Here is a 22,512-nt window from a genome sequence, read left to right as displayed (position 1 = left end):
CGGTTCCGTTGTCGTTGATGAATGATTTGCCACAGACTGGCAGACTGAAGCATAACAGAAAACTGTTCCGAATCGCCCGTACGGTCACGGAAAAGCGACCTGCTCGCCAACCAAACGCTGTCAATCGTCGATCGGCGAAGGGAGTTCCGGGGAAGGCGGATTCGTTGCATCTGCGGTGCCTTCTTCATCGGAACCGTCAGTTGCCTCGGCTTCAGATTCGGGCGGAGTCGAACTCTCTGACGGTTGTTTCTCCGGCTCGCTGGCAGGAGCAGACTCATCAGGCGTTTGAGGAGCGGGAGTCTCCGGAGCGACTTCCTGGCTCTCTGATTCTTCCGAAGCGGCGTTCTCGTCCGCTGGATCTTCGTCAGAGAACATTCCATCCCAGACCGGAATCTCGTCACTCGGCGGTCGAAGACCATAGTCCTCACCAGTCAGCACAGCCAACATGATCACAACGAGGCTGCGGAGTGAGTACTCCGGGTGGACTTCCAGAATTTGCTTGAGGTCTTCTGTCGCTTCATCCACAAGCCCGGAATCAAGTTCGGCCTGAGCTTTTTGAAGCATGAGTGCGGACCAGCGCTCGGGAAACTCAACGAGTGCAGCCATCGCAAGTCGAGTCGACAAAGCTGGCCAGATATCCAGAAAACCGCTCGGATTGGATGCTAAAGGAGGAATAGTCAGCAAGCCGCGGACAGACGATTGATTGAGGCTGTCTGCTTGTGCCGTCCACATTTCAATCGCACGAATCGGATTGAGAGCAGCGAGGTTGGCGAACCCGTTCATCTCACGCCACCGGGCAATGATTGGGTTTTCCTGTTGAGGAATCTGTTGAATCGTCGGCTCGAGTTGCTCAAGCTGCTCCCAAGCTTCGAATGTTCTTCCGACTCTAAGCAGCAAGCTGGCGTAGTTAATCTGAAGAGTTGGATCGCGAGCCATCAAGGTCCGATCTTCTTCCAGAATCTGAATCGCCAATGTCGGACAGTTGCCATTGAGTGCAATCTGCGCCATTTCAAGAATTGTGGCGTCGTTCCCGCGTGCTGTTTCGACTTCTTCCGACACTTCCGCAATCCGACCATCGAGCTCGTCGAGAGCGAGATTTCCTTGCTTGATCTGTTCAGGATCATCGGTCTGAGCAGCTGCGATGGATCGACCTGTCTTTCGGGTAAACCGCTGGGCGATTTGAGAAGCAGTGTCCAGATCTCCGACAGCTGTGAGTTGGGAAAACAGACTCAACAGATCTTCCGGAACATCACCACTTGCAATGGCAGCGTGAAAAGCGGCAAACAATGCGAGCTGTCTTCGCATCGGCAATGCCTGGACATTTCCTGTGGCTTGCATGAGCTGTTGCTCGACATCGCTCATCAACATCTGAGAATCGCGAATCAATCGATAACCGAGGGCACTGTTCGGAGATTCCTGAATCCCTTGTGCAGCAGACTGCAGGCTCAGTTCTCCCAGTGCACCAATAACACGTACGTCGACAGCCTGGCGAAGCGTACTCGCCAGCACGAAGTAGTGACGAGCCAGTTGAATCGCATTCGGCTGAACATTCATCTTTTGGATCAACCAGCGATCGTAATCCGACGGAGGCGATGGCCATGTCGGGTATCGCTCCTGCAGCTTCGCGACGGTTGTTTGATTCTCTTGGAAAGCAGCTGAGAAAAAGTTTGTCCGATTGTGTTCTTCGACATGCTCGATCAGCATCGCATCGTCGCGGTCAGCACGGCTAAAGACCGCACCGGCAGCACCCAGTCCTGTCATGATCCAGCGTTGATTGACAAACATCTGCGCGAAGACCTGATAGGCCGGCGCATCTCCCCACAGACGCAGATTAACGGAGTCGATCTTCCATTTGACGAATTCTTCGGACCAGTCGACTCCAGACTCCTGACCAGCTTCCGTGTCTGCAGTCGAAGGAAACAAGCTGTCTCGAATATCCCGATGAAGCCGAGCGTAATTTTGCTCTGCGTCGACGAAAAGTGCGTGACGGCTGTCGATAAACGGCTTCACTCCGAGCCAGATCATCAAGTCACCCTGATCCGCTCGCACGTTGAAAACTCGATCCTCGAAAACACCGGGAACGAGCTTTTCGCGTGTACTTTCGATGCGATTGGCGACTCGAGGATCAAGACCAATTCCGATTCGACGCGCATTCACGCCGAACAGCCCTCCGTTGATTGCTCCGTAAGCGAGGGCGAAGAAACACAACACCGTCACTGCCCGACCTGCTCGAGACGCAAAGACCGGCCAGGCTGCGACGCGGTACTCCATCTTGGAAGCATTGCGGTACCAGTCCTGCCCCTGAAGCGAAGCGACCACGCAATTGACAATCGCAGCGTACGGAACCAGCGGACCGAGGAACGCGGCCAAACCGTTCATCCCCAACCATCCAGCGATCCAGCCCCAGTGCATCCGACCAGCATTCAGGAAGACTGCGACAAACGAAAGAACGAGCAACGCACTCTGAGCGATCAGAAATGGATCGATCGCCAGCCAGAAATTCGGGTCTTTCATTCCGAACGCATATCGCGGGAACAAAGATTCAGACGCCCCTTGCGTCTGTGTCTCCAACATATAAGCCACGGCATTCCGGAATCCGAAAGCTGGCTGAATGGGCCAGGGGCTGATCAAAACGCCAAGTGCAATTCCTGCAATCCCGGCGAGTAACGTTTTGCGGCCAACGCCTCCTGAAAGCGAACTAGCAACGATGAACAGGGCAACAAATACCATCCCTACCCAGGCACGCGGATCAGCATTCGCCCACAGTACCATTACGACAGGCAACCACCAGATTCGCGAAGAATCAGGCCGGGCAGTGCTCCCACTCAATAAACTCAGAACGATCGACAATCCGAGGACGGTTGTCGCCATGGCTCCAGGTTGCATCACGGGAAAGACAGCGATTAAGGCAATCGCCGCACACACCGAGCTCCACCACGTCGTCACGCCTGGGATTGCTATTCTGGAGAGAACCCAGAACGCAATTCCCAATTTAATGGCGGTGACGACCGTTAATGCGGTGAAACCACCCATTCCATAGACGACTCCGAGTGCCAGATCTGAAAGCCACCCGAGATTGACCCAGGTTGTTTCAACAGTCGGAATTGCAAACGGATCAAGTCGTGGAGGGAGAAAGCCATTCTCCAGCATGTACTGGCCAGCTTTGACCTGCAACAGCACAGCCGATTCCGTCAGGTAATTCCATCCGAAGAGAACAGCCAGAAGGATGACCGCCCAGCGAAGCATGAAGTCTCCGCGACGACACTCATCTTCAAAGTATTCTGGAGTCAATTCTTCCCAATCCGGAAGCGGTTCCGGATCAGGATTGACAGCCTCAGCGCCCGGAGCGGAAGTCGATTCAGATGAAACAACCTCCTGAGTGACCTCTTGTTCCGTTTCGGAATTGGTGGATTCCTGCTTCGGTGAGCCACCACCATTTTCAACTTCGTCCGACACAGTTCTGAGTCCTTCGGGCAGTTTTCGAACCGGATTTCACGTCCTGACACAAATCACGACGAATCTTCGCCGTCACTTTGAGCACGCGTGTGAAAGCATTTTGATCGAGTCGAAGAAACAATTCTCCCTCGACAGTCACCACAATAGGACTCCATCAGCGGACCGGTCAAGCGGCAGCCGATTGTCGGTGGCTGAAGACTTCTCGCCTGATCATCACGATCCGATTGACCGATCGAAACCGACCGTTTTGATGCCGCTTCGCTCGTGCGAGAATGAATGAAACCGTTTTAGAACGGTTCCATTCAACATGCACCCCTTCTGCCTCGCGGACAAGAGCGTTTTGACTGATGATATCGCACACCGCGGGCAGCAAAAGCATTGGAAATGCTCTAGTCAGAATCGGGATTGTAGACCGGACGACGAATTCCGTCAGGTCCCATCACTGAGCCACGTCCCGTCGTCGCAGCCCCACCTCGTGCTGGTCCGCGTCCACGACCGGAAGACTGTTCAACTTCATCAATCGCCAGCATGGGACGGACCCATGAACCATCATCGAGTTCCTCTGACGTCGACAGAATGACTTCATCACCTTCATTAAAGCGGGCACTCACGAAAACATGCGTCTGCCCCACCTGTCCCAACAACTGCACTGGAAGTGATCGAACAAATCCGTCGCGAATCACCTGAATCATCCGCTCCGAATCGCTTGATCCGACGTCTGTACGGATCGCTGTAATCGGAATTTCAGCCACCGGGTGTCGTGGAATCATCTGCGACACGACCGCCTGACCAGTTTGCAGCGATCCATTCGAAGCATCCAAAAGCAATCTTGCAGTCGCGACAGATACAAAGAGTTCCCGCAGCGGATCGAATTCCGGAAGCGGTTCCAGGATTGCGTCGACCTTCGCGTCGACTTGCTTGTCTTCCACTTGAACAGGAATCGTGGCCCCAGCTTCGACCTTTCCGCGCTCAATCGGAATCTCAACAAACAATTCGTTCGGGTCCACAAGTACGAGCAACAGATCGCCAGCCTTCACCATCTGGCCTTCAGAAACGAGCCGTTGAGCCACCACGCCATCCATTGCAGCATGGACGACGGTCGAATTGCTTCGAAACTCGGCCAAGTCGAGTTTCTTTCTCGCCACATCCAAACGGGCTGCCGCAATTTTCTTCTGGTTGTCAGTCGCCAGGCTCTCTTCAATCTTTGCGAGTTCATGTTCTGACTGAGCAATTTTCAGTTCGAACTGTCGTTGCTGAGAATCAAATCGAATGACTTCAGCCTGTGCACGCACAGAATCGCCCGCTTTGAAATACACCTTTTCAACGACTCCATCCATCGGAGCCACAATCCGCAATGTGCGTGACGATTCGAGTCGAAGAGGAACTCGAAAATCGGTCGGTGGTTTCAGCGAGACAGCAACACGTTCAATCTCAATTCCTTCAAGTTCTTCTTCGCCTCGCTGCGCAAGAATCGGAGAGGACAGGCTGACAAGAAAGAACGCAAATGCCCAAAGTAGGCGGACGGAACGCGACATGTTACTCTCAATTTTCCAACAGAATCTGTTCGGCAGTCAAAGCTGGATTATCTGTCGTGTTCCGGGTTCCGGTCAACGGAATGTGTAAAGAGAGTGTGAAGAGTACCCAAAACACGCCAAATTTCTGGCAATTGGCAGAAGCCGACGACAGGGATCGATCGAATCTATGAGCCGCAACTTTGTGCTTCTGATGTTGTTCCTAAGCGTCGCAGCGAACCTGGCTGCAGGGGAACGTTACGTCGGAACTGTTTCCGCAGTAAAGCGAGATGGCAGCTCCGAACAAGTCAAAACGTTCTCAGTCATCTTCGCCCATGCGTCCGCTGACCCCGGCGACTTGCTCTTCGCAGTTTCCGAATCCCCCTCGCGAATCCCAGCTTTCCAACGCGTTGGAGTCATTCGCGGAAACAACTCATGGTTGAAACTCGACGGTCCAACGATTGGACATCGTCATCTCGACCGCATCTCGCGTCTCTTCGTTGCCATCCCTTACTTCCCGCTCGACGAAACCGCAGCCAACGAAGTCAATCATCAATGGGAAAGCGAACACGGTGAGTTTCGAATACTGGACGAAGTCGCCGTTCACGATCATCCCTGCTGGGTCATCGAAGCGACCACCGGCATTGCGCGGCGTCACCATTTCATCGTGAGAAAGTCCAACGGGATCATCGAAGAAGCAAATCAAACAGCCTTCCTTGGTCAGGGAGACCGCTTCCGAATCGACATCAAGAGAGACTCGTCATCCGAGGAGAGAACGCAAGTTCAAGAACCACTCACACGATTGTCCGAGATCGTTTCGCAAATGCGATCTGCGACGAACTCACTCCAGAACATCGATGATGTTTCGAAAATGACGATGCCACAGCTACAGCAAGTCATTCCGTTCTCAGAATCAATGAAGATCGCAGCCGCCAACACACCGTTCGAGAAAATCGTCGACGAGATCTCAACTGAGCTTCATTCGGTTCAGTCTCGTCGGGAACACTCTGAACGCTTGGCTGAAACACTACTCGGAACAACACCGGGGCCTTTTACTCTCCTTCGACTCGATGGAACGAAAATCCCATCCGACTCACTCGAAGGAACGATTACAGTGCTGCACTTCTGGAACTACGCATCGACAGAAATCGAACAGCCCTATGGACAGGTCTCCTATCTCGATTTCGCAGCGCGACGATTTGCAGATCAAAACGTGAACGTCTACGGAGTTGCCATCAGCCCCGAACTCGAAGACGCAACCACGCGAGAGGCGGCTCTCCGCAAAGTTCGTAAGTTTCAATCGTTCCTGAAATTCGAATACGAAGTCACCACCGACGCCGGAGCTGCGCTCAACAGCCTGGGCAATCCCACACGCTTTGGAGAATCGCTACCGTTGTGGGTCGTCCTCAATCCCAACGGTGAAGTCGCCCACTACCTCACCGGTTTTGACGAAGTCGACCCAGCCATCGGCCTCAAAAAATTGACCGAGGTTCTCCAGCCACTCATCGACGAATCCAACGCGAAGTGAGCCTAAATCCCGAAAGCTGCGAGCTCCCGCGAACTCAAAGAGCCCCCAAACCCTCCATTTTCACCAATCCGCAATTTCTCCGGAACGGGTTAGAGAAACTGGCAAACTTCAACTTGTCATCCCCAGCCACAATGTTGAAAGATGACACACGCCTGCAGTCGATAAACCAATCAAACGACAAGAAGTCCGACCATTGGCGGGATTCGCCTGCATGTGTCGGAATTCAATTCCTGTCGATGAAGGCTGATGTGTTCGTGAGACTCGCTGCAAGGCAAAGCTGAAGCGTCTCTCGTTCACAGCGAGCGCAAAAGTGAACCGCGACGACAAGGAGGAGCGGAATGAAAACTCTCTATCTCCCGGTATTCTGGTGCGGGTTCTCTCTCTCCGTCTCGGCCCTTTATCTGAGCAGCGAGAAGCTGTCGCTTGGACAGGATGGTGGACGTCCTCCAGTATTGATGCAGATCGATCCATCGATTCAATTGCAACAACCTTCCGTCCCTTCTCCAAATCCAGACAACACTCTGAAGCCGCTTCCTACTCCGCCATCGGCCGACCCTGAGGAACTCCACTGGCAACAAAAAGTGGACTCCTTCATATCAGCCGCTCAAGAAGCGCTTAATTGACCGGATCGTCTTTGACGATTACCAACTCTCGATCGTCGAGTGCAGCCAGACAATCGGGGAGATCGAAGTGCTGTAAAACATTCGGAAGAATCTGAGCGAGCGGCAGGTCATAGTGCTCCTCTTCTGCAACGGAGCTGTAACTTTCGATCGGATTTTTCAGTGTCACTTTCTTGATCGACGGATTGAGAACTGCCGCAAACAGAACGGGCAAAGATCCCCAGCCATTCCCGACGAGATGGACGTCTTCGTGACCGAAAGAATGGAGCCAGTCGACGACACGCAGCACGTCCAGCGTTTTCTGTCCGAGATACGGCCGATCGAGCATCAAGCTGTGAATCGCGTAGAAGTAGTCACTCCCGTAATCCGAGTGGAACGAATTTGCACCACACGTGTCCGGCATCGACTCACCAATGCCTCGCACGTCGCATGTATAAAACGAATCGTTGGGAGACTTCTCAATCAATTCCCGAACGAGCAGTTCGTCGCGCAATTCAGCATCGCTGGAAAGATGTGAAACGTAGAGGACTGCGGCGTTCGTTGATTTTGGTGGACGCGAATACCAGCGACTGTCGGACAGCCGATAAACAATCGCACTCACACCCGGTTCCGTGTTGACTGAATACGCAGTGGCCTGCGGCAGGGGATACCCACGCGATCCCAGATTTCGATAGATCTGATAATCAGGCACTTCATTCTCGGGCAGCGGAAGCCGCAAGACAGCCCGCACACGTTCGATCAACTCCTTCTGAGTCAGTTTCGGACGCGACGCTTTCAACTGCTCTGAATGTTCGCGTGTGAAGTCAGCAATCGTCTTCGCTCCATCAAGAAGCGACGCTTGACCACGCGGTGTACACCACAAGTCTTCGTCTTTCTCAATGATCAATTCCGGTTCCTGTTCGACATCACCCAGGCCGCACGCCTTAGAGAATGACTGATACATGGCCAATCGATTCTCCTCCGAGAAACCATGTTCCGTCGGCCCAACAAACAGACGAATGTTCTCACCAGCTCCCAGCTGCGAATAGATTTTCGTGAGCCTCTCCGCAGCTGCCTCTGCTCCGCGGACATCAAAGTAATCACGCTCTTTCGCCAGAATCGTGACTGGTTTCGGAGCCATTGCCACCAGAAAATCTTCGTGGTCCAATCTCAGCGCTAATGCCTTGGGCGGACACTGTTCGGTATCAGCCGGCAGCTCATTCTCGAGATTGTTGAGGAAACTCGTCACAAAACAACTTGGTGCCGCCATCGTCCATCGACTCTCAACACCACACAACCACGTGGTCATCGTGCCGCCTCCGGAGTTCCCGGTCACGCCGACCCGTTCTGCATCGATCTCCTCTCGCGACAGAAGATAGTCCAGCGCGCGAATGCCATCCCATGCTCTCCATGAACCTAAGAATTCACCGACGAGGAATTGCTGGTTTCCAGCATGCAAATGTTGTCCAACTCCCAACCGCACCGACGACTTCAAATTCTCATCGACATACTGAGAGCGTTCGCCCTGCCCGATCGGATCGTAAATCAGACAGGCCATTCCCAACCTCGCCAGTCCTTGAGAAAAACTCTGGTACGCTTCGGAAGCTTTGCCATTCGATGAGTGACCACACGTCCCGACAACTCCCGGAATCTTGCCAGTGACATTCGTGGGAAGATAAAGATTCGCCGTAACCGGAAAGTTTGGTCGGCTCTCGAAGATGATCTTTTCAACGCGATATCCATCTCGTTCCAAAACACCGGTGACTTGGGCATTGAGCGGAGTTCGCTCCGGTTCGGGACCAAACGATTCCCGGATCTTGGCCCGCACCGATTCCACATATCGCTGCGCATCTTCGGGCGACTTGATCGCTTCTTTTAAACGACGATTGCGATGTGTTACCTGCCGCACCTGATCGACAAAAAAGTTGTGGACCATTCGAGGATAACGATTGAGCGCGGGCCGCTTTTCATCTTCCGCGAACGCCGCACGTCCAGCCAATCCGGTGAGTATTCCAGAACTGAACCACCAGCTTGTGGTCGGAAGAAAGAGAGACTGGGCGAATCGACGGCGGGAGAATTTCATCTTTTCACTTTCAGTTCAAATTTGAGGCGGGACCGAATCATCTCATCTCACCACTCTGGCTGCAATCGACGATCCAACTCGCTCGCTGAGACTTCGATGAGTGACTAGAGTGTTTCTCGACATTCTCCATTCTGAAAGAGACCGATCCATGAAAACATCACTCTTACTCACAGCGATGATGCTCTCAGTCTGTGGTGCCGCACACGCTGATGACTCTCAATACGTCCTCGGTGAAGATTCACAGCGACACGATGATGTCCCGCGCGGTGAAGTTACGGAACACGTCTGGAAGAGCGAGATCTTTCCAGGCACAATCCGGCGTTATTGGACTTATGTTCCATCACAATATAATCCCGACGTTCCCACTGCTGTCATGGTCTTTCAGGATGGACACGCATACGTTGACGAAGAAGGTCAGTTTCGTGCTCCAGTCGTTCTCGACAATCTGATCCACAAGGGAGAAATCCCTGTCATGATCGGAATCTTTATCGATCCAGGTCACCATAAAGAGGAACTTCCCGAAAAGGCGGGATGGCGTCCTCGACCTGAGAATCGAAGCTTCGAATACGACACGCTCTCTGATCAGTACGCCCGGTTTCTTCTCGAAGAAATCCTGCCAGAAGTCGGCAAGAAGTACAACTTGACCGACGACCCGAATCAACGGGCGATCTGTGGAATCAGCTCTGGAGGGATTTGTGCCTGGACAGTTGCCTGGGAACGACCAGATGAGTTTCGAAAAGTCCTCAGCCACGTCGGAAGCTTCACAAACATTCGTGGCGGTCACGTCTATCCCGCGATGATCCGCAAAACGGAACCAAAGCCGATTCGTGTCTTTCTTCAGGACGGTTCCGGAGATCTCGACAACGCTCACGGAAACTGGCCACTCGCAAATCAACAAATGGCTGCTTCACTTCGCTTTGCGAAATACGACTACAAATTCGAATACGGAGTCGGCGGACACAACGGAATCCACGGAGGAGCAATTCTTCCCGATTCACTCCGATGGTTATGGCGAACTGAGTAAAGCAGTTAGCACTTTCTTGAGTTCTCGTGATTGACGTTCCACAAAGCGTCAATCACGAGGGCGAATCAGCCGAAAGGCAATCGACATTGGCCGCTCGCGATAGCTTCGAATCTGCTCCGGGCTGGAACATTTATCAACCCAGTCTTCCGGGATTCGAGGCTCTCGCATTTCGTCGACCGCAAAACCGGATCGACGAAAACTCTGGAAGTAATCACTGATCGGACGGTGATACCAGATGAACTCCGTTTGAAAGTGATTCCACGGACGATCGTGCCTTCGCTGTTGATCAAAATACGATTCAGCCCAGTGATACGAAATGCGATCCTCGACGCTCACGCGATCCGGCCCCTGCGGAAAACAGGGGTGCGAGAAGATCAGGACAGCAGTCCCCCCCGGCTTAAGTACTCGAAACATCGCCTCGACTGTTCTGTCGAGATCAGGCGTGTCCATCAAAACGTAGTTAGAAACGATCTTGTCGATGCTTTGATCTTCAACTGTCGCAAGTTGTGAGGAATCGTCGACTCGAAAATCCCCCGCAGGCACATCCCGCGATGCGATAGCGATCATCTCCGACGACACATCGACACCAATCACATTCGCATGCTGCTTCATGAGCAGGCCGACCAGATAACCGGTCCCGCACCCGACATCCAGAATCGTCAAGCCTGATGTCTCTCCCAGCAACTCGAAGAGAACGGGATCCGAGTTCAACTGACGGTTCTGATCTCCAAATTCGCCGACCTGAATTTTCCAATCCGCAGCTTTGGAATCCCAACAGTCACGGACGCGATTTAACTCTTCCGACATTTCACGCCCCCACTGATCGAACAGGCCTCAACTTCCCGGACTAGCACGAACTACAACCACAACAGTTAGCCCTTCACCAAATCCTGCTGAGTTATTTTTGGTCAGACACAACTGGCCCCGCCGCAGGCCAACTGGCTCTTTCATCCAGAAGTGCATCGAGCTCCTTCTTAGTTTCTGGATCAATCTCTTCGAATCCGCGATCACTTCGTTCCTGACCGATCGTCTCTCGCATTGCGTTGTGCATGAGATATCTTCCAGCACCGGTCGTCATGTGAATGGCATCTCGATAGACATCTTCAATCGACTCGAAATTCGAGCCCCCCTGTTGAATATTCTGATTGAGTTCGTAGAGCAACCGCATGCAGTGTGTCGACCGAAATTCCACTTCGGGAAACTTCTCCTTCAAACGATCTCGCAGTTGATCCAGGTAGAGTGGCGAGTGAGTCATCTGCGGTGACTCACTCCCGCTTTCATATTCTTCTACGAGAGTCGCACTTCGAGCCCATCCTGTATGCAAGATCCAGACTGCTTGTGGCTGGAGTTCAATCCATTTGGAAATCGCATCGACATCCTCCTCGAGGCTGGAACCATAGTGTGGCTGAACGGAAATGACGTCGTAACGCTTGGAAGTCAGTGCCGTCGGCCAGATACGGGAAGAACCGACGCACGGTGCTTCGGAATGATCAAAGATGTATGGAAGACTCTTTCCACAATCGACGTGCCAGTCGACCGATTCCGCCAGTCTCGACGGGACAGTATCCCAGGTTAAAGAGTTGCCGATGAGATAAATCTGAACCTGTGGTTCAAGAACCTCATTCGATTCAATAGTAATGTTAGATTCCGGAGTATTATTAAATCGGACTGGCGGAGTCTCGAGAGTGGCGAGTTCCCACTGATTGTTGACAACTGTATTCTTTCCCGCTTTGTGAAATCGAATCGGCGAGCGGTCAATTCTTCGAATCGTGTTGCCTTGGATCGTGAACCCGGTCGTGCCTTCATCGAGAAACATCCCATTCGACTCCGCACGACCCGCATTCAGAGGAACATCGTGAATGTTATTCCCCTCCAACAAGCTGCCCGGTTGCCGCCCGAGAGTATAAATTCCTCCTCCGTCGCTGAGCGTTTGCATCACAAAAGCAATCCGATTGTTCCGAATCACATTCGCTGCGGCGGGAGTTTCAGATTCATTCCACATCCAACCCAGCGAGATCCCCGTGTAAGGGCAGTCATGGATGTTGTTTTCTTCGATGAGCAATTCCCGTTGAAATGATGCCCAAATCGCCACGGCTCCGGGAAGAACATTGCCACAGTGACTGATCTCACAATGATCGACCCGATTCCGAGTCGGGACTTGCTCGGGTGCCGAGTTGATCCACGATTGACCTTCCACGGTGCGTGTCCGGTCTTCTCCCAGATTCAGACCATTCCCACCGATCGAATCGAACCGACATCGTGTGACACGACAATTGCGAGTTCTCGATCCGAGCCATAATCCGGTATTTCCCAGCTCAGCAAAATCACAATCAATGAATTTGCAGTCATTCGCCAGAGAAATTTCGACTGCGGCTGAAAGCATCGGTCGATTCCCCGTGGTTCGCTCCCCCTGTTCATCGCGAGGCTCATGCATCGTCGCTTGCGCACCTGCAAGACCTCCAGCCGGCATCGGGAACTTCGTCCCTGTGAAGTGAATCCCTTCGAAGACAAGACTACGAACCGGATGGTCCTCTTCCCCTTGCACGACGACGAGTTGTTCAAGGTTGGGCACTTCGATATTCGGAAGCGGCGTGTTTTCATCTGCGATGTAAACAATGGAATTCGAGGCAGCATCGAAAGCCCAGTCACCAGGTTGATCTGCAAATTTGGGGTGCCCTTCAATCCAGTATCGAGGCTGCTTTTCAAAATGATCAATCGCATAATGGGCAGCGGAGCAACCGATCGGACCAACCGACTTCAATGTGCGCGTTGAGGGATCATAAGAGGCGATGGGAAGCTGACTCGAGGACCAATCATGAAGCAGAATCAAAGTACAACCTTCAATGTCTTCATCAATACCATCCGGAAGATCGCCTTCGTTCACAGTGAAACCACTTCGTCGATCGGGAAGCGACTGTGCGATGCGAAGACTTCCAGTTCTGGGAAATCTCGCTGGCGGCCGAAGTTCCCCGTCGACTAGCACTGCTCGGAGTCGATCGACGTTGCCTGCACTGTCTGGAACTTCGAATTTCCAGCGTCCGCTTCCCAACTCTGTTTTCGATCGAAGCTCAATCGCCCCGGTTAGTGTCGCGGAGTCGTCTTTCGGACCGCGGAATGTTAGTCCGTCCCCGACAAGTTCTGAGTTGATCACCAGAGTTTCGCTCAGACGATAAACACCAGCTTGCATCTCGAGCACGACTGGCGACTTTGTTCCACTTTTCCGGAGCTGTGAAACCCTCTCCAGTGCATCGAAAAAAGTCCCGGGGTCAGCTCGCTCCACGATCAATTCAGCAGAAGCGTTCTGAGCTTCGCTTGAGCGAACGAAAGCACTTCCCAACAGGACCATGCACAGCGTGAAAGTTCCCCAGTGAACGAATCTCATCGTGTTTCCGATCGCTAAAACTTCATTGATGACTCATCGTGAGAGCCTCGAACGACTCTACCGCCAAAGTGGGTCATCCTGACCGATCCAGCTATCGAGAAGCAACCCACCACAAAGTGTTCAAGATGGATTCGTCTGCGAGGTTAGGATATAAGCAGTCGTTGCGAGTCCCCGGAAATTCAAAGCGACAAAAAGTCGACCGGGACTCGCTGTGATTTTCCACCTCCTGCAACCATATTTCGCACTACTAAAGAGCGTCCCGTGTCCGACGATTCCTCGATCCCCCCAGACTACATCCGGCTCGATCACTTTCTCAAACTTTGCGGTGCAGTCGACACCGGAGGACAAGCCAAGCAACTCATTCAAAGCGGAGAAGTACGCGTCAACGGAGCTGTCGAGAAGCGGCGACGCAGAAAGCTTGTCGCTGGCGACAGCGTGGTGATTGAGGAAGAGGAATACATCATCGAAAGCACAGACGATTAGAAATAATGCCACTCGAACGAATGACCGGCAGATACGCCAGTCGATCATTCTCCGCCGGGTTGGCTTCGTCGATCTTTGATGTTGTGCAGCAGCCCGCTGGCTCGTCCGAGAGATTGAATTCCAAAACGATCTTGAATTCGATCGCGAACGTCGTCGAGAAGTTCGCTTCGAACATCTGTCGACTCATCCTCGAAGAGAGTTCTCTGCACTTTCTCAGGTCGAGCAAGATGCCCGACTCCGACGCCGATCAATCGGACTGGGCGAGGTTGCCCCTTCGTCGCTTGTCGAAGCAAATCGTGAGCAATTTCCCAGATAGTCTGCGTGCAATCGGTTGCCCGTTCGACAGTGTGACTTCTTGTGACGGTCCGAAAGTCAGAGAATCGAATCTTGAGACTGACGGTTTTGCCTCGCAACTTATTGCGTCGAAGCCTCCGCGAAACCTGATCGGTCAATTCGAGTGCCCAACATTCAATGAGTTCAAAGTCACTCAAATCTTCGACGAACGTTCGCTCGTGAGAAATCGACTTTGCTTGCCGATCGGGAATCACGCGCCGCTCATCGATCCCCCTTGCCAGTTGATAAAAACGATCTCCGTACGTGCCGAAAATCGAGGTGAGTTGCTGACGCGACAACTGCCGGAGGTCACCGATCGTGTGAACTCCATTTTGACTGAGGACGCTTTGAGTCGATTGCCCCACTCCCCAGATTCTTCCGACCGGAAGTGGGTCGAGAAACTCCTGAATCCTTGAAGAATCTACAAAGACAAGCCCATCCGGTTTGTCGAAATCGCTTGCAATCTTTGCAAGGAATTTGTTCGGCGCCACTCCCACGGAAGCTACTAATCCGGTCTCCGAGAGAATCGCCTCTTTCAGCTTATGTGCGATTTCGATTGGCGGCCCGAAGAGATGCGTGCATCCGCTCACATCCAGAAATGCTTCATCGAGAGACAGCGGTTCGATTTCCGGAGTAAACCGGAACATGATCTGTTGAATCTCTCGCGAGACCGCTGAGTAAATCTCCATTCTCGGACGGATCGAGATCAAAGAGGGACACAATTGAAATGCGCGACGGGCTGGCATCGCGCTGTGAATTCCAAATTCGCGGGCAGCATAATTCGCAGCTGCCACCACACCTCTCCCCGTCCGAGTACCACCAACAATGAGCGGTCGGTTCTTGAGAGTTGGATTCTCGCGCTCCTCCACTGACGCGTAAAACGCGTCCATGTCGACATGTAGAATCATTCTCAAGACTTATCGAACTGAGAAATGCTTGGGTGACCAATTACCATGCTGGCAGATTAACGCCCCCGAAACAATCTCGCGCTCTCTAGGTAGTACGGACATTCAAATCAGGTCTGTGGTGAGGGCGGCGAGCCAGATGAAGCCCGCGAAGTTGGTCGCTTTCTTTTCGTAGCGTGTCGCGACTCTTCGACAACGTTTGATCCTGCCAAAGAAACGCTCAATCTGGTTGCGGTGTTTGTAAACTTCTTTGTCATAACGCTTCTTCGCTTTGCGAGTTGGGTTGGGCTTGATGCAGACCTTCGATTTCAGACGTTTGCCTTGAGTTCGAATCGCATCGGAGTCATAGGCGGCATCGGCGATGACTGTCTCGACCTGACCAGATTCAAACTCATCCAGCAGGACTTCCGCTTGAGGAGCATCACCGCATTGACCACCTGTTAGAACAAACCGCAACAACTTCCCGGCAGCATCGGTGACCGCATGAATCTTCGTACTTAATCCACCTCGACCGCGTCTCAGGCACCGTCGCTGGTGAGCGTCCTCTTTTTTTCGCCTAGCTCTCGACGACTTGTCGAGGCTGTTGGGTGGGCTTTCACGATTGAGGAATCGATGTGAATTTCCTTGAGTTCTTCATTGAGGTATTCCTCATTCAGAGCATGGAAAATATTGGCCCAAACACCCTTTTGGCACCAGCGATCAAAACGCTTCCAAACAGTATTTGACTTGCCATAGCGTTCTGGCAGATCCTCCCAGGGAATTCCTGTTTTGAGAACAAACAAAACGGCGTTGACGAACATCCGATTGTCGGAAGCGGTTCGACCTGGATCCCCCGCTTTCCCCGACAACAGATCCTGGATCGACTCCCATTGATCGTCTGTCAACTCGTGTCGCCTTGCCATCGAATCTCCTCCTTGAGATCACTCAAAAAATGGATTACCGCCTAAAACACTATCATCTTACAAAAATGAATGTCCATACTGCCTAGAGCTTCTTCAAATTTGGTTTGCACTTTCTCGCACGAGCAAACACAGCCTGTTACTTGATGTAACAGCACAAGCGAGTGCATCCGAAAGAGCAACTTGCTCTAGTAGGCTGACCCTTCTTCAGCGGGAGTGAATTTCAGAGAGACAGAGTTAATGCAATATCTCTGCCCGGTGGGAGTCGACGGCGCGTCATCGAAGACGTGACCGAGGTGCGAACCACATCCAGCGCAGGTCACTTCAGTGCGAGTCATTCCGTGAGAGTAGTCTTCGTACAGGTTGACGTTCTCACCTGCCATTGCAGCATAAAAAGCGGGCCAACCGCAGCCTGATTGGAACTTGGTCTCTGAACTGAACAGTTCTTCACCACACGCCGCACAACTGTACAATCCTTCAGCGAAGTGATCGTCAAACTCATTTCGAAATGGTCGCTCAGTTCCTTTCGCCCGGAGCACATAATACTGCTCAGGCGTCAGAATTTTCCGCCATTCCTCCTCAGTTCGCTGAATCTGCTGCTTCATGGACTCACTCTCTTTTCCGTTCCCTCAGCCCGATCTTCGGAACTTCCGTTGACCGAAGCGGTCTGAAGGTTTGATTTTTTTACTCGATGGACCTGATCGACATCGACAGCCCCGATGTCCTGAACAGTCCCGTCGGGCCAGTAAATAATAACACGATCCACCTCTGTAGCATTTCCCAGGCCAATTGTGACCGGAAGTTCGACTTGCGAGATGTAACTTCGTGTCGGCATGATCTTACCAAATCGAACCTCATCACCGAATTCCACTCGAATTTCAGCACCGATCGCGTGCAGATTTGCAGCGTCTCCTTCGAGCTCAAATCGGAGCCAGTGGTTCCCGGTCGCCTGATCATTACGCAACAGTCGCGGCTTATCTCCTGTGGACATGATCAAAATGTCCAGATCTCCGTCTCCGTCGATGTCGGCATACGCAGCACCGCGTCCAACAAGCGGAGTTGAGAATTCTTTCCCGACAGAAGAGTCGTTCAAGAGCAGAAACTCCGTCTGAAACTGAGGTCCACAGTTCCAGAACAACTGCGGTGATTGCTCATAAAACTGGCTCGGTTGCACACGATTGATATCTTCTTCGAGGTGTCCGTTGGCTGTGAACAAGTCGACTCGGCCGTCCAGATCAGCATCGAAAAAGAAAACACCAAAAGTCAAACTCAGCCGAGTACTCGGTCCCAAACCCGAGGCAATTGCCTCGTCCACAAATTGCATTGACTGCCCCGACGAGACGTACAGAGCGGTCATCTCGTTTGAAAAATTGCCAATCGCGATTCCGATCGAGTCGTTATTTCGAAACGGTGCGGAGTCAATTCCCATCGCTCCACGAGCCATTCCGTTCATGTCAAACGCCACTCCGGAAATAGCGCCGACCTCTCGAAATGTTCCATCCTGATTGTTCCGAAACAGGAGATTCTGGACGGTGTCGTTGGCTACGATGATGTCGAGCCAGCCATCCGAATCAAAATCATCGAACGTCACACCAAGCGATTTCGCCACGGGTACGTTCGTCGCTGAGTTCCGGATTTTCAGGCCTGCCGATTCCGTGACATCAGTGAATTTTCCGTCCTGATCGTTTCGGAACAAATACGGAAAAGCACCTTCGAAGTTCTGCGGGCGACCGTAGGCCCGGTCTCCCCCTGTCAGTTTGAAATCCTGCGCAAGATCGTACTCACTCGACCAAGTGACATAATTGCAGACAAACAAGTCGAGGTCGCCATCATGATCGTAGTCGAACCAGCCGCAGCTCGTTCCCCAATCTTGCTTGCCACCGGCAACGCCTGCACTGGCTGTCACATCTGAAAACTTTCCATCTCCTTCGTTTCGAAAGAGTCGATTCGGCCCGATGGCAGTCACGTAAATATCAACAAGACCATCGCCATCGTAGTCACCACAGGCCACTCCCATTCCATATAGCGAGATATCCAATCCGGAACCCGCCGTGACGTTTTCGAAATTGCCCTTCCCGTCATTTTGATAGAGGGCCAACGTCGATTCAGACGATTCTGCTTCACCCGTGAACTCTTCCCAGGTTTGTGAATTGACGAGCAGCAAGTCCTGATCTCCGTCGTTGTCAAAGTCAAAAAACGCGCACCCTCCTCCCATCGTTTCCGGAAGAAGTTTCTGACCGGCAGCTCCATTCTCATGGACGAAATCAATCGCAGCTGAGTCAGTGATGTCTGCAAACGGAATCTGCGGAATTTCAACATCCTCAGACTCACGTATTTGGACATCCGCCAACTCGGTTGGTTCGCCCACCTCGACAATTTCCGGGCGATTCAACCACCAGAAAATGCCTCCGCCGACGCCCACCAGCAGCACCAAAACCGCCAGCGACCATTTCAGCGCAAGTCCGACAATGGCATCGTTTTGCTCGTCCTGATCCGGGTCGTAATCATCTTCATATTTTTCGGACTCTTGCATCGCAATTTTCTCATCCGCTTAGAGACGTATCGAAAGACTTTCGTCCACTCAATGTTGTGTTCGGTCAAATTTCCTGAAAGCGAGCTTGCGTTGAAGAAGTTGATGAAAGCATTGCCGCCGGGACACGACGGCAATGCCTATCATCGAACCGTTTACTCTTCTGCCGCGTCACTCTCCTGCTTCTCCGAATCGTCTTTTTCCAGGAGGTATTTGACGACTGCTTCTGCAGCATGATTGGCAGCTGGATACTTTTCACGAGCAAGTCGGACCGCTCGGCCAGCAGCATTGTCATCGGGTTTGAAGCGTTCATGCAGCTCCGCGTGTTCGGCTGCTTTCTCTGGTTCATCCAACTCGAGATAGACCTGAGAGAGACCATAATGGGCAGCGAGATTTTCTGAATCGATGTCCAGAGTCTTCTGGTACTCCAGGACCGATTCTTTCCAAAGCTGACGGGCTTCATCCGTCTTTCCCTGACGCTCTCGCTGACGACCCTGATCCAGAAGGGTTCGTCCGAGAAGATTGATCACTTCGTAGTCGAGACTGAAATCAAAGCCTCGCTCGACCATGTCGGGCGTTCGCTCGTTAATCACGCTGCGAAGATTCTGAACCGCCTCGGTCAGATACCCCTGTTGACGGTTGATCACTCCGCTCAGCCATGCCCACGTCCAACGTGGATAGCCGGGTTCATCTTCATAAGCACTGGCACGTTGAAGTGCAGCCACAGCGTCGTCGAGTCGTCCTTCCTGTTCGTAGACACGAGCAAGATTGAGAGCACCGTCCCAGCGGTCCAGCTTCTCGACTTGTTCAAATGCTTCCGCTGCTTGACGAAGTTCCGCCTTGCCTTTCAACAAAAGACCGATTCCGTAGTCATTCCAACGTTGCCAGACAGGAAAATCATCCGACGGGTTTTCGACTGCGACGTCGACACCTGAAACAGGAAAGACAACCCGATCCGTCGCGAGCGTTGTGATCGGCAATTCGTTGACGTAGTCCTGTCCCTCTACCGATCCGCGAATTGGAGTTCCAACTTTGCGAGTCGCTTCGTCGACAATCTGCATGTATTCGGTATCAAACTTTCGATACTGAAGCTTGACTTCCACCTCAACAGGTGCGGTGAGTTCATCCGGGAGTTGAATCTCGTAATGAACGGTTTGACCTGCTCCCGGGGGAATCTGATGATTGTAAAGTGGGGTAAAGATGTTCTGCGGATTTCGACGGTTAATTCGATTCCCGTCTTTGTCGAGCATGAAGACGTTGACGAAGTGGCTCCAAGGGTCGACTTCGTTCCCCGCTTCCGGATCAATCGCTCCGCTGCGTCCGATGACTTTTCCGCCTGAAGTCACAGTGACATCCAGCCAGACTTCATTCGAATCGACCGTGCCTTGTGTAAACAAGTGCCCCAACTTCAATGTCCGAATGACCGTTTCCAGAAGATACTTCTTGCCAGCTTCCAGCTCTGGAACTTCTGGTCGCAATGGAGCTGTCAGTTGACCATCAATCTGAGCGTCTTCCCGAATTCCGAAGAGATCGACTCTCATCGTGCCATTCAAGAATTCCTGATGTGCCTCGATCGTATCCGGATGATCGAGCAACCAGGCGATGCCGGTATTTGCAGCAGGGAACAAGTGATCATGGACTGTTAACATCCCAGAGTCGTCGAAGAACTGCGCACCAAAGTCATTCGATTCTTCCAGCGGCATATGACAACCGTTGCAATTCTCTTGTGCCTTTGGCGGATAATAAAAGCTCCGGGCAGCATGTCCTGAGACTCCGCTGAGCAGGTAATTGTCGTAATGATTCTGACCTCTTAAGAACTCTTTGTAATTGTTCAAAGCATACGGCAAATGGACCTTGTGACAGGTCGAACAAAACTCCGCAGTCTTGTGAAACGGCTTGAGGAACGTCTTCTTGTGGAATGACGGTTTCGCCTTCACAAGCTGTTGATTCACCCAACTCAGAACAGCATTGTCGCTGTAGGCGAAAGGATAGTGCTGCGGTTCTTCGATCGTGTAGTCGGCGTTCCCTCGCGTGCTGTTCACGTTAGTAATTGCATGACAGACCGTGCACGTAATCCCAGCATGTGCTGTGGGATGATCGACGACATCAAACTCAGGATCATCGAAGGCACCGCTAAAGAATGGCACAGGATCATGACATCCCGCACACCATCGAGAAGCTTGCACACTTCCGTCCCGATCAAGACTGACTTGGCGAGTCTCCATCACACTGGTGAGATACGGAGGATTGTTAAACGAACTAAAGCGGTGAACGCTCTTTTCCCAGCCTGCGTGAACATCCTGGTGACACTCTTTGCAGTACGCATCATTCATCAAAGCATGAGCGGGAATGAAATTACCGGTCGCAGTTCGAGCCAGCGAAGGCTCAAAGTACTGCACTCCAGATTCTGGACCGACTGCGAACCACTGACGCGGATCCTGGAACTGAGCCCAAATCATGATTCCGACGAGGCTCGCGGCAAATGTTGCGTACCCCAGACCAACTCTCCACTTGATCCGAGGACCAACCAGCCGATGAAGCCAGTACATCCAGACAGCCACAAGTGGCAGGATGACATGCAGCCAGTAAATCGTTCGACGGGCAAGCGGGTTCTTGAGATCGAAGCCGCCAGCACGTGTGAGCAGCAGCCCAGTGACCAGAACCACAATCGCGACAATGAACAGGGCATATCCAATTTTGACAGCCCGACGGTTTCGACGGTTCCGGGATGCCAGCATGTGATTAATGCCGAACACAAGAAACGGGATAATAAAAATGAGGCCGAGAATGAGATGGCCAAGGAACATGTACTGATAAAAATAATTCTGATACGTCTTCCCGGTGTACCACTCCAAAGCAGTGATCGATGCCAGATACAAAGCATTGGTAGCAAGGATTGCAAGGAGTGCGAAAACGATGTGAAGAACCTTCCGCATACGATCACTGACCGCGCGAACCGGCTTCTTCTTTCCGGGAGTTGGAACAATTGCAGGCATTTCTGAAAATCTCTCTTACTACTCACGAGAAATGGCAACTCGCAGCATCGATCAGGGCCCGCGGGGGCGCATCGTCGCAATTCCATCAATGCGCAGACACAGGTCAATACCTGCAATCCATTGGTGCATCAACGAGTTACCGTGACAAAAAGTCAGGGCAGTAAGAGAGTTCGTGGGGGACGTTCAAGATCAGAACGATACCCAGCTAAACGACGCAGCTTCCCGGAGAAGAGCCCCCATCCCGTGGATGGATGGGTCTGCGTCAGTGCCAGCATTTGCACCAGAAACGGTTCAAACGAGTGAATTTCGATCACATTCGGAATCGGTGCAATCGGCTTGGACGGAGCTTGACGACAACTTGGTCCGTTGCAACCTCGTGAGTCCTCAGGCTGCGTCTCCAGAGACTGATCGAGGAAGAGAGAAAGTCTTGCTTCCATCAATCGAGAAGCTGTCCCGTTCCACGCAGAGACGTTCTGAAATTGATCGAGCCCGTCCGGATCAATCATGTTGTGCAGAATGTGGTGCGATCCGGAATCTGCCAGCCAATCTCCACACGTTGCGCATGCGTCGCGACTCAGGGTTCCCCAGAAAAGAACTCCTGCGCAGAGAGCACAAATTCGCAAATACTGAAACATATGGAGAGACATTCCATCAAAGATGGTCGAATTATTCCATGCCGATATAGAATTTTCCAGTCACATTTTTGCAAACAAAACGAGGAATCCGGGTTACGGAAAGTGATTCGTTTTCGAGAGTTTTCTTCATTTCAATGGCTGTTTTGGG

The 22,512-nt window shown here is 52.2% G+C and carries 17 protein-coding genes; 4 read left to right on the top strand and 13 right to left on the bottom strand.

Going from position 1 to position 22,512, the window contains the following annotated elements; all coding sequences use genetic code 11:
- Nucleotides 1-120: 120 nt before the first annotated feature.
- From AB1L42_RS06825 to AB1L42_RS06815, 3 genes are all read right to left on the bottom strand, one after another.
- A complete protein-coding gene (locus tag AB1L42_RS06825) occupies nucleotides 121-3,456 on the bottom strand; it encodes a hypothetical protein (protein ID WP_367052766.1) in 3,336 nt (1,111 codons plus the stop codon).
- A gap of 166 nt (nucleotides 3,457-3,622) precedes the next feature.
- Complete coding sequence (locus tag AB1L42_RS06820) at nucleotides 3,623-3,835, bottom strand: hypothetical protein (protein WP_367052764.1); 213 nt, start codon at nucleotides 3,833-3,835, stop codon at nucleotides 3,623-3,625.
- A gap of 10 nt (nucleotides 3,836-3,845) precedes the next feature.
- Nucleotides 3,846-4,991 carry an HlyD family efflux transporter periplasmic adaptor subunit gene (locus AB1L42_RS06815; RefSeq protein WP_367052762.1) on the bottom strand — a complete coding sequence of 382 codons (1,146 nt, stop codon included), beginning with the start codon at nucleotides 4,989-4,991 and terminating at the stop codon, nucleotides 3,846-3,848.
- A 166-nt stretch (nucleotides 4,992-5,157) separates the two neighbouring features.
- Here AB1L42_RS06815 and AB1L42_RS06810 point away from each other — a divergent pair, with 166 nt between their 5' ends.
- Nucleotides 5,158-6,495: a TlpA disulfide reductase family protein gene (locus AB1L42_RS06810; RefSeq protein WP_367052760.1), complete on the top strand. Its 1,338-nt coding sequence runs from the start codon at nucleotides 5,158-5,160 to the stop codon at nucleotides 6,493-6,495.
- Nucleotides 6,496-6,833: 338 nt separating this feature from the next.
- A complete protein-coding gene (locus AB1L42_RS06805) occupies nucleotides 6,834-7,118 on the top strand; it encodes a hypothetical protein (protein WP_367052758.1) in 285 nt (94 codons plus the stop codon).
- Here AB1L42_RS06805 and AB1L42_RS06800 read toward each other — a convergent pair.
- The gene (locus AB1L42_RS06800) at nucleotides 7,111-9,177 is read right to left on the bottom strand and encodes an acetylxylan esterase (RefSeq protein ID WP_367052756.1); all 2,067 of its coding nucleotides are present in this window, start codon (nucleotides 9,175-9,177) and stop codon (nucleotides 7,111-7,113) included. The genes AB1L42_RS06805 and AB1L42_RS06800 overlap by 8 nt on opposite strands.
- 148 nt (nucleotides 9,178-9,325) lie before the next feature.
- On the opposite strand from AB1L42_RS06800, the gene AB1L42_RS06795 reads away from it, so the two are divergent.
- Nucleotides 9,326-10,201, top strand: a complete 876-nt coding sequence (locus AB1L42_RS06795; protein ID WP_367052754.1) for an alpha/beta hydrolase-fold protein — start codon at nucleotides 9,326-9,328, stop codon at nucleotides 10,199-10,201.
- A 48-nt stretch (nucleotides 10,202-10,249) separates the two neighbouring features.
- On the opposite strand, the gene AB1L42_RS06790 is transcribed toward AB1L42_RS06795, so the two are convergent.
- Both AB1L42_RS06790 and AB1L42_RS06785 read right to left on the bottom strand, forming a co-directional pair.
- Complete coding sequence (locus AB1L42_RS06790) at nucleotides 10,250-11,008, bottom strand: methyltransferase domain-containing protein (protein ID WP_367052753.1); 759 nt, start codon at nucleotides 11,006-11,008, stop codon at nucleotides 10,250-10,252.
- Nucleotides 11,009-11,099: 91 nt separating this feature from the next.
- A complete protein-coding gene (locus tag AB1L42_RS06785; RefSeq protein WP_367052752.1) occupies nucleotides 11,100-13,583 on the bottom strand; it encodes a right-handed parallel beta-helix repeat-containing protein in 2,484 nt (827 codons plus the stop codon).
- A gap of 261 nt (nucleotides 13,584-13,844) precedes the next feature.
- Here AB1L42_RS06785 and AB1L42_RS06780 point away from each other — a divergent pair, with 261 nt between their 5' ends.
- Nucleotides 13,845-14,066 (top strand): RNA-binding S4 domain-containing protein, encoded by a 222-nt coding sequence (locus tag AB1L42_RS06780; protein ID WP_367052751.1) that lies wholly within the window; start codon nucleotides 13,845-13,847, stop codon nucleotides 14,064-14,066.
- Nucleotides 14,067-14,110: 44 nt separating this feature from the next.
- Here AB1L42_RS06780 and dinB read toward each other — a convergent pair whose 3' ends face one another.
- The 7 genes from dinB to AB1L42_RS06745 all read right to left on the bottom strand — a co-directional run bounded on the left by dinB (nucleotide 14,111) and on the right by AB1L42_RS06745 (nucleotide 22,364).
- On the bottom strand, nucleotides 14,111-15,307 hold the full coding sequence (gene dinB, locus AB1L42_RS06775; RefSeq protein WP_367052750.1) for a DNA polymerase IV: 1,197 nt from the start codon (nucleotides 15,305-15,307) through the stop codon (nucleotides 14,111-14,113).
- A 102-nt stretch (nucleotides 15,308-15,409) separates the two neighbouring features.
- Nucleotides 15,410-15,826 carry an IS5 family transposase gene (locus AB1L42_RS06770; protein WP_367053176.1) on the bottom strand — a complete coding sequence of 139 codons (417 nt, stop codon included), beginning with the start codon at nucleotides 15,824-15,826 and terminating at the stop codon, nucleotides 15,410-15,412.
- Nucleotides 15,823-16,206, bottom strand: coding sequence for an IS5 family transposase (locus AB1L42_RS06765; protein ID WP_367052749.1), 384 nt, complete (start codon nucleotides 16,204-16,206; stop codon nucleotides 15,823-15,825). Before AB1L42_RS06765 ends, AB1L42_RS06770 begins: the two co-directional genes overlap by 4 nt.
- 185 nt (nucleotides 16,207-16,391) lie before the next feature.
- A complete protein-coding gene (msrB, locus tag AB1L42_RS06760; protein ID WP_367052748.1) occupies nucleotides 16,392-16,808 on the bottom strand; it encodes a peptide-methionine (R)-S-oxide reductase MsrB in 417 nt (138 codons plus the stop codon).
- A complete protein-coding gene (locus AB1L42_RS06755) occupies nucleotides 16,805-18,736 on the bottom strand; it encodes a CRTAC1 family protein (protein WP_367052747.1) in 1,932 nt (643 codons plus the stop codon). Before AB1L42_RS06755 ends, msrB begins: the two co-directional genes overlap by 4 nt.
- A 152-nt stretch (nucleotides 18,737-18,888) precedes the next feature.
- Nucleotides 18,889-21,729 (bottom strand): tetratricopeptide repeat protein, encoded by a 2,841-nt coding sequence (locus AB1L42_RS06750; RefSeq protein ID WP_367052745.1) that lies wholly within the window; start codon nucleotides 21,727-21,729, stop codon nucleotides 18,889-18,891.
- 152 nt (nucleotides 21,730-21,881) lie between these two features.
- Nucleotides 21,882-22,364 (bottom strand): hypothetical protein, encoded by a 483-nt coding sequence (locus AB1L42_RS06745; RefSeq protein WP_367052744.1) that lies wholly within the window; start codon nucleotides 22,362-22,364, stop codon nucleotides 21,882-21,884.
- Nucleotides 22,365-22,512 lie beyond the last annotated feature (148 nt).

The sequence above is a fragment of the Thalassoglobus sp. JC818 genome, from assembly GCF_040717535.1.
Lineage (GTDB): Bacteria > Planctomycetota > Planctomycetia > Planctomycetales > Planctomycetaceae > Thalassoglobus.
The sequence above is the reverse complement of the archived record's forward strand: the minus strand, read 5'-3'. Positions and strand labels throughout refer to the sequence as shown.